This is a genomic window from Brachybacterium sp. AOP43-C2-M15 (genome assembly GCF_052446295.1).
Lineage (GTDB): Bacteria > Actinomycetota > Actinomycetes > Actinomycetales > Dermabacteraceae > Brachybacterium.
Genome location: NZ_JBQSWB010000010.1, coordinates 146,578 through 161,625, shown reverse-complemented (window position 1 = coordinate 161,625; position 15,048 = coordinate 146,578). Strand labels below are relative to the sequence as shown.

The 15,048-nt window shown below is 72.9% G+C and carries 12 protein-coding genes; 4 read left to right on the top strand and 8 right to left on the bottom strand.

What is annotated here, in order from left to right:
* Positions 1-53 precede the first annotated feature (53 nt).
* Both ACT3SP_RS12875 and ACT3SP_RS12870 read right to left on the bottom strand, forming a co-directional pair.
* The gene (locus ACT3SP_RS12875; RefSeq protein ID WP_444587690.1) at positions 54-1,469 is read right to left on the bottom strand and encodes a class II fumarate hydratase; all 1,416 of its coding nucleotides are present in this window, start codon (positions 1,467-1,469) and stop codon (positions 54-56) included.
* Positions 1,470-1,622: 153 nt separating this feature from the next.
* Positions 1,623-2,534: a carbohydrate kinase family protein gene (locus ACT3SP_RS12870; RefSeq protein ID WP_444587689.1), complete on the bottom strand. Its 912-nt coding sequence runs from the start codon at positions 2,532-2,534 to the stop codon at positions 1,623-1,625.
* A 175-nt stretch (positions 2,535-2,709) separates the two neighbouring features.
* On the opposite strand from ACT3SP_RS12870, the gene ACT3SP_RS12865 reads away from it, so the two are divergent.
* A complete protein-coding gene (locus tag ACT3SP_RS12865; protein ID WP_444587688.1) occupies positions 2,710-3,438 on the top strand; it encodes a DUF4245 family protein in 729 nt (242 codons plus the stop codon).
* Positions 3,439-3,575: 137 nt separating this feature from the next.
* On the opposite strand, the gene ACT3SP_RS12860 is transcribed toward ACT3SP_RS12865, so the two are convergent.
* Together ACT3SP_RS12860 and xseA are read right to left on the bottom strand one after the other, a co-directional pair.
* The gene (locus ACT3SP_RS12860) at positions 3,576-3,950 is read right to left on the bottom strand and encodes an exodeoxyribonuclease VII small subunit (RefSeq protein WP_444587687.1); all 375 of its coding nucleotides are present in this window, start codon (positions 3,948-3,950) and stop codon (positions 3,576-3,578) included.
* Entirely contained in the window at positions 3,947-5,281 is a 1,335-nt protein-coding gene (gene xseA / locus ACT3SP_RS12855) for an exodeoxyribonuclease VII large subunit (RefSeq protein ID WP_444587686.1), read from the bottom strand. Before xseA ends, ACT3SP_RS12860 begins: the two co-directional genes overlap by 4 nt.
* A gap of 126 nt (positions 5,282-5,407) precedes the next feature.
* Here xseA and ACT3SP_RS12850 point away from each other — a divergent pair, with 126 nt between their 5' ends.
* A complete protein-coding gene (locus ACT3SP_RS12850) occupies positions 5,408-6,421 on the top strand; it encodes a 4-hydroxy-3-methylbut-2-enyl diphosphate reductase (protein ID WP_444587685.1) in 1,014 nt (337 codons plus the stop codon).
* Between the two features lie 79 nt (positions 6,422-6,500).
* Positions 6,501-8,516, top strand: coding sequence for a vWA domain-containing protein (locus tag ACT3SP_RS12845; RefSeq protein ID WP_444587684.1), 2,016 nt, complete (start codon positions 6,501-6,503; stop codon positions 8,514-8,516).
* 60 nt (positions 8,517-8,576) lie between these two features.
* Here the strand turns inward: ACT3SP_RS12845 and ACT3SP_RS12840 are convergent, their stop codons facing one another.
* Together ACT3SP_RS12840 and ACT3SP_RS12835 are read right to left on the bottom strand one after the other, a co-directional pair.
* Positions 8,577-9,413: an ABC transporter permease gene (locus ACT3SP_RS12840; RefSeq protein WP_444587683.1), complete on the bottom strand. Its 837-nt coding sequence runs from the start codon at positions 9,411-9,413 to the stop codon at positions 8,577-8,579.
* 81 nt (positions 9,414-9,494) lie between these two features.
* Positions 9,495-10,391 carry an ABC transporter ATP-binding protein gene (locus ACT3SP_RS12835; protein ID WP_444587682.1) on the bottom strand — a complete coding sequence of 299 codons (897 nt, stop codon included), beginning with the start codon at positions 10,389-10,391 and terminating at the stop codon, positions 9,495-9,497.
* 163 nt (positions 10,392-10,554) lie between these two features.
* On the opposite strand from ACT3SP_RS12835, the gene ACT3SP_RS12830 reads away from it, so the two are divergent.
* Positions 10,555-11,355 (top strand): TetR/AcrR family transcriptional regulator, encoded by an 801-nt coding sequence (locus ACT3SP_RS12830; RefSeq protein WP_444587681.1) that lies wholly within the window; start codon positions 10,555-10,557, stop codon positions 11,353-11,355.
* Here the strand turns inward: ACT3SP_RS12830 and ACT3SP_RS12825 are convergent.
* Together ACT3SP_RS12825 and ACT3SP_RS12820 are read right to left on the bottom strand one after the other, a co-directional pair.
* Positions 11,346-13,127 carry an ABC transporter ATP-binding protein gene (locus ACT3SP_RS12825; RefSeq protein WP_444587680.1) on the bottom strand — a complete coding sequence of 594 codons (1,782 nt, stop codon included), beginning with the start codon at positions 13,125-13,127 and terminating at the stop codon, positions 11,346-11,348. The two genes, ACT3SP_RS12830 and ACT3SP_RS12825, sit on opposite strands and share 10 nt — an antisense overlap.
* Entirely contained in the window at positions 13,120-14,994 is a 1,875-nt protein-coding gene (locus ACT3SP_RS12820) for an ATP-binding cassette domain-containing protein (RefSeq protein WP_444587679.1), read from the bottom strand. The genes ACT3SP_RS12825 and ACT3SP_RS12820 overlap by 8 nt, the downstream gene beginning before the upstream one ends.
* Positions 14,995-15,048 lie beyond the last annotated feature (54 nt).

Genomic DNA, 15,048 nt, shown 5'->3' with positions numbered 1-15,048 from the left:
GCTGATCTGCCGGCAGGAGCTGATCTGCCGGCAGGATCTGATCAGCCCGGTGATCAGGCCTTCGGCGCGGTCATCGACAGCACGTCGAGCGCCTCGTCCAGCTGTGCCTCGGTGAGCTCGCCGCGCTCCACGAAGCCCAGCGCGATGACGGCCTCGCGCACCGAGATGCGCTCGGCCACGGCGTGCTTGGCGATCTTGGCGGCGGACTCGTAGCCGATCAGCTTGTTCAGCGGCGTGACGATCGAGGGGGACGCCTCGGCGTAGAAGCGGGCCTTCTCCTCGTTGGCGACCAGTCCGTCCACGGTCTTGTCCGCCAGCACGGTGGAGGCGTTGGCGAGCAGTCGGATCGACTCCAGCAGGCTCGTGCCCATCAGCGGGATCTGCACGTTCAGCTCGAAGGAGCCCTGGGCACCGCCCCACGCCACGGCGGCGTCGTTGCCGACGACCTTCGCGCACACCATGAGCACGGCCTCGGGGATCACCGGGTTCACCTTCCCGGGCATGATCGAGGAGCCCGGCTGCAGGTCCGGGATCGCGATCTCGCCCAGGCCCGTGTTCGGCCCGGACCCCATCCAGCGCAGGTCGTTGCAGATCTTGGTGACGGAGACCGCGATGGTGCGCAGGGCGCCGGACATCTCGACGAGGCCGTCGCGGTTGGACTGCGCCTCGAAGTGGTTGCGAGCCTCGGTCAGGGGCAGCCCGGTCTGATCGACCAGGTTCGCGATGACCTTCTGCGGGAAGCCGATCGGGGTGTTGATACCGGTTCCCACGGCGGTGCCGCCCTGGGGGACCTCCGCGGTGCGGGGAAGGGCCGCCTCCACGCGCTCGATGCCGTAGCGGATCGAGGCCGCATAGCCGCCGAACTCCTGGCCGAGCGTGACCGGGGTGGCGTCCATCAGGTGGGTGCGGCCGGACTTGACCACGTCCTTCCATGCCTCGGCCTTCGTCTCGAGGGACTCGGCGAGGTGGGTCAGGGCGGGCAGCAGCTGCTCGACCACGCCCTGGGTCACGGCGACGTGCACCGAGGTGGGGAAGACGTCGTTCGAGGACTGCGAGCAGTTCACGTGGTCGTTGGGGTGGGTGTCGGTGCCGGCGTTCGTGGCGAGGGTCGCGAGCACCTCGTTCATGTTCATGTTCGAGCTGGTGCCGGAGCCGGTCTGGTAGGTGTCCACCGGGAACTGGTCGTCGTGCTCACCGGCGATCACGGAGTCCGCGGCGGCGACGATGGCATCGGCGATCGAGCCGTCCAGCACCCCCAGCTCCTGGTTGGCCCGTGCGGCGGCCTTCTTCACCTGCGCCAGGGCGTGGATGTGCGCGGGCTCGAGGCCCTGCCCGGAGATCGGGAAGTTCTCCACCGCACGCTGGGTCTGCGCCCGGTACAGGGCTGAGGCGGGAACGCGCACCTCGCCCATGGTGTCGTGCTCGATGCGGTAGCCGTCCTGCTGCGCGGCGGGCGTGGACTGGTTCATGGAGATGCCTCCCTCGGTGGGTCGTGCGGTGGGACGAACGGTACGGACGATGACGAACGGTACGGACGATGGTGCCAGGCCGCGCGGAGGGACGCGGAGGATCCCGGCGCGCTGGTGTCCCCGAAGGCGTCGTGGACGCTCCCAGGGCGGTGATCAGGTGAGCTCGTGGCTCCACGGCGGGTTGGCGCCCGCCCGGGAGACCGTGACGGCCGCCAGCGTGGAGGCCCGGCGCAGGACAGCCGCGAGATCGTCGCTCGGGATCGAGGCCAGCGCCGGGCGTCGATCCGCTCCCAGCAGGTCCTTGTCCGAGAGGGCGTCGAGGATGCCGGCGGAGAAGGTGTCGCCGGCGCCGACGGTGTCGACGGCGTCGACGACGACGGGGGAGACCTGCACACGCCCCCCGCTCCCGAAGGCGACGGCGCCCTCGGCGCCACGGGTGAGGACGGTCAGCGACGGCCCGAGATCGCGCCACGAGGCGACGACGTCCTCGAGGTCGTCGGTGCCGTACAGCCAGGCCACGTCCTCGTCGGAGGCCTTGACCACGTCGCTCAGCGCGATGCTGGCCTCGACCTGGGGACGCACCCGCTCCGGATCACCCATCAGGGTGGGCCGGGCGTTGGGGTCGTAGCTGATGGTGGCGGTCCTCCGACGGTCGCGCAGCAGGTCGACGACCGTGGAGGCACCGGGCTCGAGGACCGCGGCGATCGAGGAGGTGTGCACGGCGGCGACCTGGTCGGGCTGGCCCGAGGGGTCCGGGTCCCACAGCAGGTCGAACTCGTAGGTCGCGGAGCCGTTCGCGTCGAGCCGTGCCAGGGCGGTCGAGGTGGGCGCGGCCACGGAGCTGCCGGAGGTCAGCTGCACCTCGGACTCGTCCAGGTGCGCCCGGATGGCGTCGCCACGGGCGTCGTCGCCGATCCGGGTGAGCAGGTGGGCGGCGTGGCCGAGGCGGCTGAGGGCCACGGCCACGTTCATGGGGGATCCACCGGGATGCTCTCGACGGGCACCGTCGGCGTCGACGACGATGTCGGTGAGAGCTTCTCCGGCGATGAGGAATCTCGCGGTCACCGCTCGATCATCGCAGGTTTCCGCGGGCGGGGCGAACGCGGCTGCGCGCGAGCGGCGCTCGCGACACCGCGACACCGCGACACCGCGTCGACGATCGGGGCGCTGTGAGGCGGACGACGGCAGGACGACTCCGTTGCTGTGCGCCGCGAGGAGGAGGAGCGGGGACAATGGGCCCATGCACGATGCCCGCTCCGAGTCCCCTGACGCGCCGGCCGAGAACCGCACGGCTCCCGCCGCGCGCACCGAGAACGCTTCTCGTGAGATGCAGGACGCCCGCACGCCGTCGCGGTCACGGGGTGAGAGCACGATCGCTCCCGCCCCGCGACCGCAGCCGAAGTCGGCGTACGAGCTGCCCTCGCGGAAGAACACCGTGCTGCGCAACATGCTGTGGGCGCTGGCCCTGACGATGGCGGTGGTGGTCGTGATCGCGATCGCGTTCTTCGGGGTGGGCAGCGACCTGGAGCGCGAACCGCTGGAGAACTCGGAGCTGGACGTCGCCGCGAGCGCCGAGCGGGCGGGGGAGGTCGCCCCGTTCCCGGTGGCCGTCCCCCGGCTGGACGAGGGGTGGGACGAGCGGTCCGCCCGCTTCACCGACGGACAGAGCCCCCGCTGGGTCGTGCAGTACACCTCACCGACCGGCGGCCTGGTCACGCTGACCGAGGAGTCCGAGGTCAGCGCATCGATGCTCAGCTCGGCGCTGCCCGGCAGCGCGGTCGAGGAGGAGCTCGTCCTCGAGGGCGCCGAGTGCAGCCTGCTGCTCGGCGGGGAGCAGAGCGGCGAGCAGGGCTCCTCGGTGCTCGGCATCGCCTGCGAGGGCGAGGACTGGGGCGTCGTCGTCCATGGGGGGACCGATCGCGCCGAGCTCGAGGAGGTCGCGAGCGCGGCGATCGCCTCGCTCGGCTGACGTCGACCCGGCTCGGCCGACCGGCCGGACCTGCTGCTGTGTCCCGCCAGGCGGGCTGCGGCCTGCCAGGCGGGCTGCGGCCTGCCAGGCGGACCGTGTCCCGACCGGAGGAGCGTGTCCTGACCGGAGGAGCGCGCTCAGCGCTCGGTGGCGTCGCCCTCCCGCCGCGCCGCGACCGCCTCGTCCAGCCGCTCGCGCGCCCCGTCCAGCCACTGCTGGCAGCGGCGGGCGAGCATCTCGCCGCGCTCCCACAGCCCGATGGAGTCCTCGAGACCGCCCTGCCCGGACTCCAGGCGCCGCACCACCTCGACGAGCTGATCGCGGGCGGCCTCGTAGGACAGCTCGGCGATGTCCGTCGGCAGGGGCTGCTCGCCCTCGGCCGGGGTGACGGGCGGAGCGCTCCCGGAGGCCGAGTCCGGGGAGGACACGTCTGCGGAGGTCACGTCGTCGGCGGCCGTGGGGTCGCCCTCGGTCGCGGTGAGGTCGTTCTCGGGGCTGGTGCTGGGGGTCATCGGTTCTCCTCGACAGGGGTGCTGCTCATGGGCTGTGCGGGCGGGGTGTAGGGGTCGGTCGCGGCGTGCTCCACCCCGAAGCGGCCGCCGGCGACCCGCACCGACAGCGCCTGGCCGACGGCGGACTGCTCCGGGGAGCGGACGATGGTGCCGTCCTCGTCCTGGACCACCGCGTAGCCGCGCTCGAGGGTCGCCAGGGGGCTCAGCGAGCGCACCTGCCGGCCCAGGTGGTCGATCTCGTCGGCCGCCCGATCCAGCCGTGACCCGATCAGCGTGCGCGCCAGGGCGATCCTCGAGCGGATCTCGTCGGCCCGACCCGCGAGGATCGTCGAGGGGTTCTCGAGCACCGGCCGGGAGCGCATCGCGTCCAGGGCGGACTGCTCGCGCTCGATCCGTGCCCGGATCGCCGAGCGCAGCCGGGTGCGGCCGAGGTCGAGCTGCTCGATCTCGGCCTGGATGTCGGGGACCACGCGCTTGGCCGCATCGGTGGGGGTGGAGGCGCGGACGTCCGCGGCGAGGTCGATGAGCGGGGTGTCGACCTCATGGCCGATCGCGGAGACGATCGGGGTGCGCGCGCCGGCGACCAGGCGGGTGAGCTGCTCGTCGGAGAAGGGGAGCAGGTCCTCGAGCGACCCGCCGCCGCGCGAGATGATGATGACGTCGACGTCCTCGCGCCCGTCGAGCTCGCGCAGCGCCGCGGAGACCTCCCGCACCGCCTTCGTGCCCTGCACGGCGACCTCGCGGATCTCGAACTGCACCGCCGGCCAGCGGCGACGGGCGTTGACCACCACGTCCCGCTCCGCCGCGGACTCCCGCCCGCAGATCAGGCCGACCACCCGAGGGAGGAAGGGCAGCGGCTGCTTCCGGGAGGCGGCGAACAGCCCCTCCGCGGCGAGCACCCGCTTGAGCTGCTCGAGCCGTGCTAGCAGCTCGCCGAGACCCACCGGTCGGATGTCGTCGGCCTCGAGCTGGAGGCTGCCGCGCTTGGACCAGAACGTGGGCTTGGCATGGACCACCACGCGGGCGCCGGGCACCGGCTCCACCGGGAGGGCGCGCAGCACGTGCTCGCGGACGGGCACGGAGAAGGACATGTCCACGTCGATGTCCCGCAGGGTCATGAAGCTCAGCCCCGCACCCGGGCGACGGTTGAGCTGCACGATCTCGCCCTCGACCCACAGCGGGGACATCCGCGCCACGTACTCGGCGACCTTCACCGACAGCTGCCGCAGCGGCCACGGGTTCTCCGCGGTGGTCTGCGCGGCGGTGGCGGCCGGTGCCGGGCGGGGAGCCGCGGCGGCGTCCGCACCCGGCTCGGGGGAGGTCTGCGTCATGGGTCCACTCTGGCACGACCTCCCGACACCCGCGGGGAGCCGGTGGGACTGTGGACGACCGGCCGCTGTGGAGGGATGGTGAGTCTTGCCCCACCCCCTGCCCCCGCGCCCCGTCCCCCTCCTACGATGGGAGGCGTGAGCACCGGAACCGTCCTTCTTGCCGAGCCCCGCGGCTACTGCGCGGGCGTCGATCGTGCCGTGGTGGCCGTCGAGCGCGCCCTGGAGCACTACGACGAGACCGTCTACGTGCGCCACGAGATCGTGCACAACAAGTTCGTGGTGGATCGGCTGAAGGAGAAGGGCGCCGTGTTCGTCGAGGAGGTCGACGAGGTCCCCGAGGGGGCGCTCGTGATCTTCTCCGCCCACGGCATCTCCCCGCGCGTGCGCGAGATGGCCGAGGAGCGCGGCCTGCGCACGATCGATGCGACCTGCCCCCTGGTGACCAAGGTGCACAAGGAGGCCGTGCGCTTCGCCCGCCAGGACTACGACATCCTGCTGGTGGGCCACGAGGGCCACGAGGAGGTCGAGGGCACCGCCGGGGAGGCCCCTGAGCACGTGCAGGTCGTCAACTCGCCCGATGACGTCGGCTCCGTCTCCGTGCGGGACCCCGAGAAGGTGGTGTGGCTGTCGCAGACCACCCTCAGCGTCGACGAGACGATGGAGACGGTCGACAGGCTCCGCGAGCGTTTCCCGACCCTGCAGGCCCCGCCCAGCGACGACATCTGCTACGCCACCCAGAACCGTCAGGTCGCGATCAAGAAGATCGCCCCGGACGCCGATCTGGTGCTGGTGGTCGGCTCCCCGAACTCCTCGAACTCGGTGCGGCTGATGGAGGTCGCCAAGGAGGCGGGGGCCAGGAGCTCCCACCGCATCGACTCGGTCTCCGAGCTGCAGGACGAATGGTTCGAGGGGGTCGGGACCGTGGGCGTGACCTCCGGTGCATCGGTGCCGGACGTCCTGGTCCAGCAGCTGCTCGCCGAGCTCGCCGAGCGCGGCTACGGCGACGTGCAGCCGGTGCGCACCGCCACCGAGGACCTCATGTTCTCCCTCCCGCGCGAGCTGCGTCAGGAGATGAAGAACCGCGGCGCGAGCGACAGCCGCACGAAGCCCACCGGTGAGCGAGCCACCGCGGAGTCCTGAGCCGGCGGGGCCTGCGGGCCCGTTCCGCCGTCCCTCGTCCGTGATCGCGGGAGCGCAGGACTTTGGGCATGATGGTGCGGTGACCTCCCGCCCGCTGTCCCGTCCGCTCGCGCTCGCGCTCGCGACGATCCTGCTGACGTCCCTGGTCGTGCTGGCGCCGGCCGCGCAGCCGGGCGCCCGCGCCGAGGGGTACAACACCGGGCGGACCGCCCCGTCGATGCTGGTCTTCGACGCCTCGGGCTCGATGCGGGACGCCGACGTCGACGGCCGCTCCCGGATGGACGTGGCCAAGGAGGCCGTCACCACCCTGGTGCCGATGCTCCCCGAGGACGCCACGGTGGGACTGATGACCTACGGCAGCTCCGACGCCGCCACGGCCGCGGACCAGGAGGCCGGCTGCCAAGACGTGAAGATGCTGGTCGAGCCGACGGGCCTGGACCGCGACGGGCTGATCAGCGCCATCGAGGGGGTGGAGCCCTCGGGCTACACCCCCATCGGGCTCTCCCTGCAGAAGGCCGCCGCCGCGCTGCCCGAGGCGGAGATGCGCTCGATCGTGCTGGTCTCCGACGGCATCGACGAATGCGGCGGACCGCCGCCCTGCGAGGTGGCCGGCGACCTGGCCTCCCAGCACCCCGAGCTGCGCATCCACACCATCGGCTTCAAGGCCGAGCAGGACGCCCGGGACGAGCTGTCCTGCATCGCCGAGACCACCGGCGGCACCTTCGCCGACGCCTCGGACGCGGAGACCCTGCGCGACGAGCTGCTGGTGAAGATGACCCGCGCGATCCAGGGCTATGCCACGCAGGGGCAGGCCATCACGGGCGGGACCACGCCCGAGGCGGCCGTCGACCTGCCGCCGGGCTCCTCCCTCGACGTACTCGAGCACGGCAGCGAGGCGATCGACGACGGCGAGGGCTACTCCCGCTTCTACCGTCTGCAGCTCGCGCCCGGCGAGATCGCGCACGTCTCGGCGACCATGGTCCTGCCCGGCGGCGACGGGGTCGACAACCGCCTCGCCCAGCTCCAGCTGCGCACCCGGTCCGTCGACGGCGTGGACTGCAGGATCGGGGACGCCCAGGCGCGCGCGGAGGCCGATCTGGGGGAGGGCCCGATCACCTCGACGATCGCGACGCCGCGCATGGGCGAGACCCCGAATCTCAGCTGCTTCGGCGAGGACGCCGACGGGACGGTGATCCTCGAGGTCGAGCGCACCGGCGATCCTGCCCTCGACGAGGCGGTGCCGGTCGAGGTGCAGTTCTTCGCCGAGGAGTCGGTGGACCTGGACCGCATGCCGCCGCCGGCGACGCACATGCGCCCGCAGGAGCCGCTCGCCGTGCCGACCGACGGCGAGCAGATCCAGCCCGCCTTCTCCTTCGCCTCCGCCGTGCCGGCCCAGGACGGTCCGATGCGGGGCACGATCATCCCCGGCGAGGTGCAGTTCTTCCGGATCCCGGCCGCCTATGCGCAGCAGGTGCGGGCCGCGCTCGCCCTCGGCGACTTCACCGCGCCCGACGGGATGGACCTGACGCTGCAGGCACGGATTTTCTCCCCGCTGCGCGACAGCGTCTACACGGCCGTCCCGCCCTCGAGCGACACCTCCGCCTCCGGCGCATCGGCCGCCGCGGAGCCCGGCGCGACGATGCAGCTGAACCAGGCCGCGCCGATCCAGTTCCGCAACCGCGAGGACGGTGGGGCCGAGGCCCGCTCCTCCTTCCTCACCGGCGACTACTACCTGCAGCTCGCGGTGGTGCCCTCCGAGTACTCCGCGGATCGGCTGTTCGAGGTCCCCTACGTGATCGACCTCGACGTGGTGGGCGAGGCGGGCGTCGGGCCCGAGCTGACCGGACAGGGCGCGGTCGAGGACCGCAGCGCCGCGGATCCCGGCGCCGTCGCCGACCCCTCGGACGGCGGGGGCGAGGGCGGGGCCTCGGACGGCGGCGGGGCGCCGGAGCTCGAGGCCCCGCCGACGGACGAGGAGGCGGGCCGGCTCTCGCTGCCGCCGGTGGTGTGGGCGCTGCTGGGCGGCCTCGGCGGCGGGATCCTCGTCGCGGCGCTGACCATCGGTGCGGTGGCGCTGGTGCGTCGGGGGCGCTGAGGTCGGCGACGGCCTTCCGCAGCGCCTCGCCGCGCCCCGCCGCGCCTCGCCGCGCCGCGCTCAGCGGGAGGTGCGGCGCGGGAACACGTAGGCCGCGACCGCGATCGCGAGGGCGACGAACCCGAGGCGCCACGCCACGGCGACGACGCCGTCCGAGCCCGGTGCGTGCCCGTTCAGCAGCGCCCGGGAGGCGTCGATGAGCGGCGTCATCGGCTGGTGGGCGGCGAAGGCCCGCAGCCATCCCGGCATCGAGTCCACCGGTGCGAAGCCGCTCGAGAGATAGGGCAGGAACAGCAGCACGAAGCCGTACCCGCTCGCCGCCTCCGCGGAGCCGGCGAGCATCCCGAGCGTCGCGAAGACGACCGTGATCACGAGGATCCACAGGGCGATGAGGCCGAAGGAGGCCAGCAGCTGACCCGCCGAGGCGTCGGTGCGGAAGCCGACGGCCAGCGCGACCAGCACCACCATCCCGGTCGCGAGCAGGTTGCGGGCCATCGAGGCGATGGTGTGGCCCAGCAGCACGGTCACCGCCGGGAACGGCATGGTGCGCAGACGGTCGATGAGCCCGGTGGTCATGTCGTTGCTGACCACCACGGCCGTGTAGGAGGCGCCGAAGCCGGCGGTGGTCAGGGCGATCGCCGGCAGCACGTAGGAGAGATAGGCGGAGCGCGTCGGCACCTCGCCCCCGACGCTGATCGCGCCGCCTAGCACGTACACGAAGATCAGCATCATCATCACCGGCAGCAGTACGGCCATCAGCACGGATTCGGGGTCGCGGAAGGAGTGCCGCAGGCTGCGGCGGGAGAGCACGAGAAGTCCGGTGAGGAAGCTCGCCGAGCGCGGGGCGTCGGCACGGCGAGGGCTCGGGGTGGGGCGGGCAGGGGCGAGGGTGGTCATGGCGGCCTCCAGGGGCGGGGTGGGCGGACGATCGGTGCCGGCGTGGGTTGAGGAGTGCGGTGGAGCTCGCAGGCTCCGTGGTCAGGCGCGGGCGGCCACCGGCGCGCGGGGCGCCTCGGTGAGGTGCAGGAACACGTCGTCGAGCGTGGGGCGGTGGACGCTCGCGGTGGCCTCGGGCCAGCGGGCCGCGGCGTGGGCGAGCCGGGCGGCGAGGTCCGCGGTGGTGCCGGTGGTCGGGAGCTCCTCGAGCACCGTGCCGTCGGCGTCGTGCACGTGGACCACCGCACCGCCGACGAGCTCCTTGAGCTCCTCGGCGGTGCCGCCGGCGACGATGCGGCCGTCGTGCAGCACGTGGATCTGCTCGGCGAGCGCGTCGGCCTCCTCGAGGTACTGGGTGGTCAGCAGCACCGAGGTGCCCTCCGCCGCGAGGGTGCCGATCTCCTCCCACAGCACCCGTCGGCTGCGGGTGTCCAGGCCCGTGGTGGGCTCGTCGAGGAACACCAGGCGGGGGCGGGAGATCAGACCGGCGGCGATGTCGAGCTTGCGGCGCATGCCGCCCGAGAGGGTCGAGGCGCGGGTGTCGCGGGAGTCGGCGAGGCCGAAGCGTTCGAGCAGCGCGAGGCCGCGGGAGCGGGCCGAGGCGGCCGGGAGGCCGAACAGCCGACCGAGCATCTCGAGGTTCTCGAGGCTCGTCAGCGCGCCGTCGACTGCGGCGAACTGCCCGGTCAGCGAGATCATCCCCTGCAGGCGGCGACGCTCGTGCCGAGGGTCCAGGCCCAGGACGCGCACGCTCCCTCCGTCGTGGGGCAGGAGCGTGGAGAGGATCTTGATCAGCGTGGTCTTGCCCGCGCCGTTGGGGCCCAGCAGCGCGTGGACGCCGGGCGGCAGGGTGAGGTCCAGTCCGTCCAGGACGGGGTGGGAGCCGTAGGTCTTGGTGAGGCCGTGGATCTCGATCAGCGGGGGCGACGGGTCGGTCATGGCGTGCTCCTGGGGACGGGCCCGGGCGCGAGGGCCGCGAGCGATCTGTGTATGCGACAGACAGTGTAGGTGATACACAGCGTACGGCATCCACAGTGGATTGCATAGACGGTTTCCGCGCGCCGGCCCGGTGGCCCTGGGCGGGAGGTGGGACACTGGCGCCATGGCGGAGAAGAACGAGACCGGACTGCCGCGTGCGGTGATGATCGCGTGGGGCATGGTGCAGGCGCCGCAGCGCGGACCCAGCCGCGGGCTGAGCCATGAGCGGATCGTGGCCGCCGGGATCGAGATCGCCGACGCCGAGGGCCTCGCCGCGGTGACGATGCAGGCCGTCGCGGGCTCGCTCGGGTTCACGACCATGTCGCTGTACCGCTACGTCTCGAACAAGGAGGAGCTGCTGCGCCTCATGCAGGACACCGCCCTGAAGCTCCCCGAGGCGATCGAGCTGCCGGCGGGCTGGAGGGAGGGGATGGGCGCCTGGGCGCTGCTGGTGCGCGACGCGTACCGCGCCCACCCCTGGGCGCTCGAGATCCCCCGGGGGCAGGTCTCGGTGCTCATGCCCTACTCGATGCACGCCGCGGAGCTCGGGATGAGGGCGCTCGCCGAGCTCGAGGTCGACGACGAGTCCAAGCTCGGGGTGATCCTGGTGGTCTCGCAGCTCGCCGCCTCGATGGTCGCGCTCGAGCGCTCCCTGGCCGACGAGGGGCTGGTGGCGGCGACCGGTGAGGGGGTCGCGCTGCTCTCCGAGGTGATCACCGCCGAGCGGTTCCCGCACGTCCACCGTCTCTACGGCCCGAGCGTCTTCGGGAGCGACGCGGGCGCCGACGGCGGTGCGCCGGTGCTCGACGACAGCTCACTGGGGGTGGATGACGAGTACCTGCTCGGCGTGGACCTGCTGCTGGACGGACTCGAGGAGCGCCAGGCGAGGAGCCAGGGGCACGTCGGCACCTCGTCTCACGAGTAGCCGCGCTCCTGGATCTCGTAGAGCTCCCGATAGCGGCCGTCGAGCGCCATCAGCTCCTGGTGGGTGCCCTGCTCGACCACGCGGCCGCCGTCCAGGACCACCACCAGGTCGGCGGCGGCGACCGTCGAGAAGCGATGGGTGACCAGGAGTGTGATGCCGCCGCTGCGGGCGGTCTGCCTCCCTGCCCGCGCGTACCGGGCGAACAGGGCGTCCTCGGTCGCCGGATCGAGGGCCGAGGTGGGTTCGTCGAGGACACGCAGCAGCGGTGCCGTGCGCATCATGCCGCGGGCGATCGCGAGGCGCTGCCACTGGCCGCCGGAGAGACCGCGCCCGCCCGTCCAGCTGGTGCCGAGCACGGTTCCGAGACCCGCGGGGAGCGCCGACAGCACATCGGTCGCGGCGGCCTCGTCGAGGGCCCTGCCCGCGGCCCCCGGATCGTCGACCGCGGGCAGGTCGCCGAGCCCGATGCTCTGCTGCGCGGTGTACTCCAGGCGAGCATGGTCCTGGAACGCGCCGGCGCTGCGCTCCCGCCATGCGGCGACGTCCAGCTCCGTCAAGGGCGTGCTGTCGACCGCGATCGTGCCCGAGTCCAGGTCGTGCATGCCCAGCATCAGGTCGACGAGGGTGGACTTCCCGGCGCCGTTCTCGCCGACCAGGGCCACGGTCGTGCCGGCGGGCAGGCGGAGATCGAGCTGGTCGATGGCGGGCGTGCCGCTGCCGGGCCAGGTGAAGGTGACGTCCCGCAGCTCGATCCCGTCGGCGAGGCGACGAGGCGGGGCGAGGTCTCCCGGGTGGGCGCGGGAGTCCTCCCGCACCCGGTCCTCGAGCCACAGGTACCGGTTCACGGCCCGCAGGCTGTTCTGGAGGGAGGTGATCCCCATGCTGATGCTGCGCGCGGCGTTCTGCAGGTTCTCCAGGCTCGTCACCGCGACCGTCATCGCCGCGAGGGTCACCGCGCCGGCGATCGCGTCGATCCCCATCCAGGCGATGACGGCGACGGCGGGCACGTAGAACAGCAGGGACATGGCCAGCGTCAGCACGGCGACGCGGCGCGCGGCAGAGACCGCGGGCGCGGTCCACGCCTCGGCGGCGCGGCGGAGGCGCGTGAGCAGGAAGCCGCGGGCACCGTAGAGGCGCACCTCGCTCGCGCCGGAGCGGTCCGCGGTGAGGTCCATGAGCGCGCCGAGGCGCCGTGCGGGCTCGGCACCGGCGTCCTCGGCCGCCTTCTGGATACGGGTGATCCGACCCGTGATCAGGATCTGGGGGATCCCGGCGAGCGCGACCAGGGCGAGACGCCAGTCCGCGCCGATCGCGACGATCAGGGCCGTCAGCGGGGCGATGAACGAGCGCAGGGCGTTCATCAGCGAGTTGTAGCCCATCCCGACGGCGCCGCCCCGCTCCCGCAGCGCCTGCACGATGTCGAGGGTCTCCGGATCGCTGTGGTGGGAGAGAGTGCGCAGGCTCGCCAGCAGTTCCGCGATGCGGGCCTCCGAGCGGTCGGCCATCGCCTGCAGCAGGCCCACCCGATACCGGGTCCCCCAGATGGAGAGCACGGCGTTGGTGCCCACCACGGCGGCGACGAGCGCGCCGCCGAGCAGCGCGATCCGGGCGTCGCCGGCCACGACGCCCGCGACGATCATCCCGTACAGGGCGGGGGAGAGACCTTCGAGCAGCTTCGCGACGGACTCGAGGAAGGCGAACACCGCGGCTCTCGGCGAGGTCGCCCAGCTCTCGCGCAGGAGGTGGCGGATCGGCCGCAGCTGCTCACGCATCCCGGCCGCCTGCCTGCGCGAAGCGCCGGGCCTGCAGGGTGAACATCTCGGCGTAGCGTCCGCCGTGGGCCATCAGCTGCTCATGGGTGCCGTCCTCGACGATGCCTCCGTCCTCGAGCACCACGATCCGGTCGGCGCGCCGCACGGAGGACAGCCGGTGGGAGACCAGCAGTGTGGTGACCCCGCCGGTGAGCGCCATCAGGTCCTGGAACAGGGCGGCTTCGGCCCGGACGTCCAGGGCCGACGTCGGCTCGTCGAGGATCAGCATCTGCGCGCCGTCGTCGACCGCGGCGAGCGCCCTGGCCAGGGCGAGGCGCTGCCACTGCCCGCCGGAGAGGTCGGTGCCGCCCGTGCGGCCCGGGGACAGCGGCGTGGCGAGGCCGGAGTGCTGGGAGTCCAGCCGGGAGAGGATCTCGCCGCCCCCGGACCGGTGCAGCAGCTCCCCGACCCGCGCGGGATCCGCGTCGCGGCCCATCATCACGTTGTCCTGCACGTCGAGGGGGAGCCGGGTGAAGTCCTGCAGGATCATCGCCACCTGCGGTCTGCCCTCGGCGGCCGGCCGCACGGGCTCGCCGCCGAGCCGCACGGTCCCTGCCTCCGGCGTCTCGAGCCCGGCGATCAGCGACATGAGCGTCGACTTCCCGGCACCGTTGGCCCCGACCACGCCGACGGTCTGTCCCGCGGGGATCACCAGGTCGAGGTTCTCGAGGACGGCACGCTCCTGCTGCGGATAGCCGAAGGTGAGGCCCGTGATCGCGAGGCCTGTGCTCGCGAGGCCCGTGCTCGTGACGGCCGTGCTGTCGACGTCGGGGGACGAGGACCGCGGGTCCCCGGCGGCCCCCGGTGCCGAGGTGTCCTCGCCCCCGAGCTCCGCGAGCAGCTGCTCGGTGTCGTGATGGGTGCGCGCGGCCTTCAGCAGCAGGCTCTGGGGGTCGCCGATCGGGCCGAAGCGGTCGACGACGGCCGCCGAGGCGGCGATGATGGTCGCCAGGTGCCCGACGTCGAGCTCCCCGGCCAGAGCCTGCCGGACCGCGAACAGGACGGCACCGACGAGGCCGACGGCGGAGACCAGCGCCACGACATCTGCCTCCCTGGTGAGCGGAACATCCGCCGTGAACAGCGGGGAGCCGCGGCGGTGTCCCCCGAGCCGTGGTCGCAACCACGGCAGGATCCCGAACAGGCGCACCTCGCGCGCCGTGCTCTCGCCCGCCGCGACCTGGAACGCGTAGCGGGTGCGCCGGCTCTCCTCGCTGAGGTCGCTGCCGCTGATCGTGTCCAGCAGGTGCCCGAGGTAGAGCATCCAGACGCGGGAGACGACCAGGGCGAGGCCGAGGAGGAGCAGCGCCGCGAGGGGATTCCACGCCGCCACGATCACGAGCGGCGCGATCCCGGTGAGGCGGGCCGCGACGACGGCGACCGCGTTCTGCGGGGCACCGAGGATCTGCCAGGAGCGGCTGTTCTCGATCAGCCGAGTGGCGCGGGAGGTGGTCGAGGAGTCGTCGAGGTGCCCGATGCCCGCGGGGCGCATCAGGATGCCGGCCAGGTGCGCGCTGCGCTGTCGGCGCACCCGGGCATCGAGCTGTGCCGTGAGGACGCTGCTGATCGCACCCAGGACGGGTGTGGCGAGCAGACTCGCTCCGAGCAGGACGATCCCGTGGACCAGGCGGGTGGTGGCGCGTCCTTCCTGGACGACGTCGGCAAGTCCACCGACCACCTGTCCCAGGCCCAGGAGGGTCCCTCCGGCGGCAGCCGTCTCGCCGACGATCACCAGGACGAGGGCGGACGCGCGCCAGGGGGAGGAGGCCGCGAGGAAGCGCAGCAGACCGGCCTGGTCGGCGAGGTCGGTGCGCAGGCTGATCCGTCGCACTGGAGGCTCCCCGGGCTGCATGGGCTCAGGCTGTCACAGTTCCACGGCGCTCAT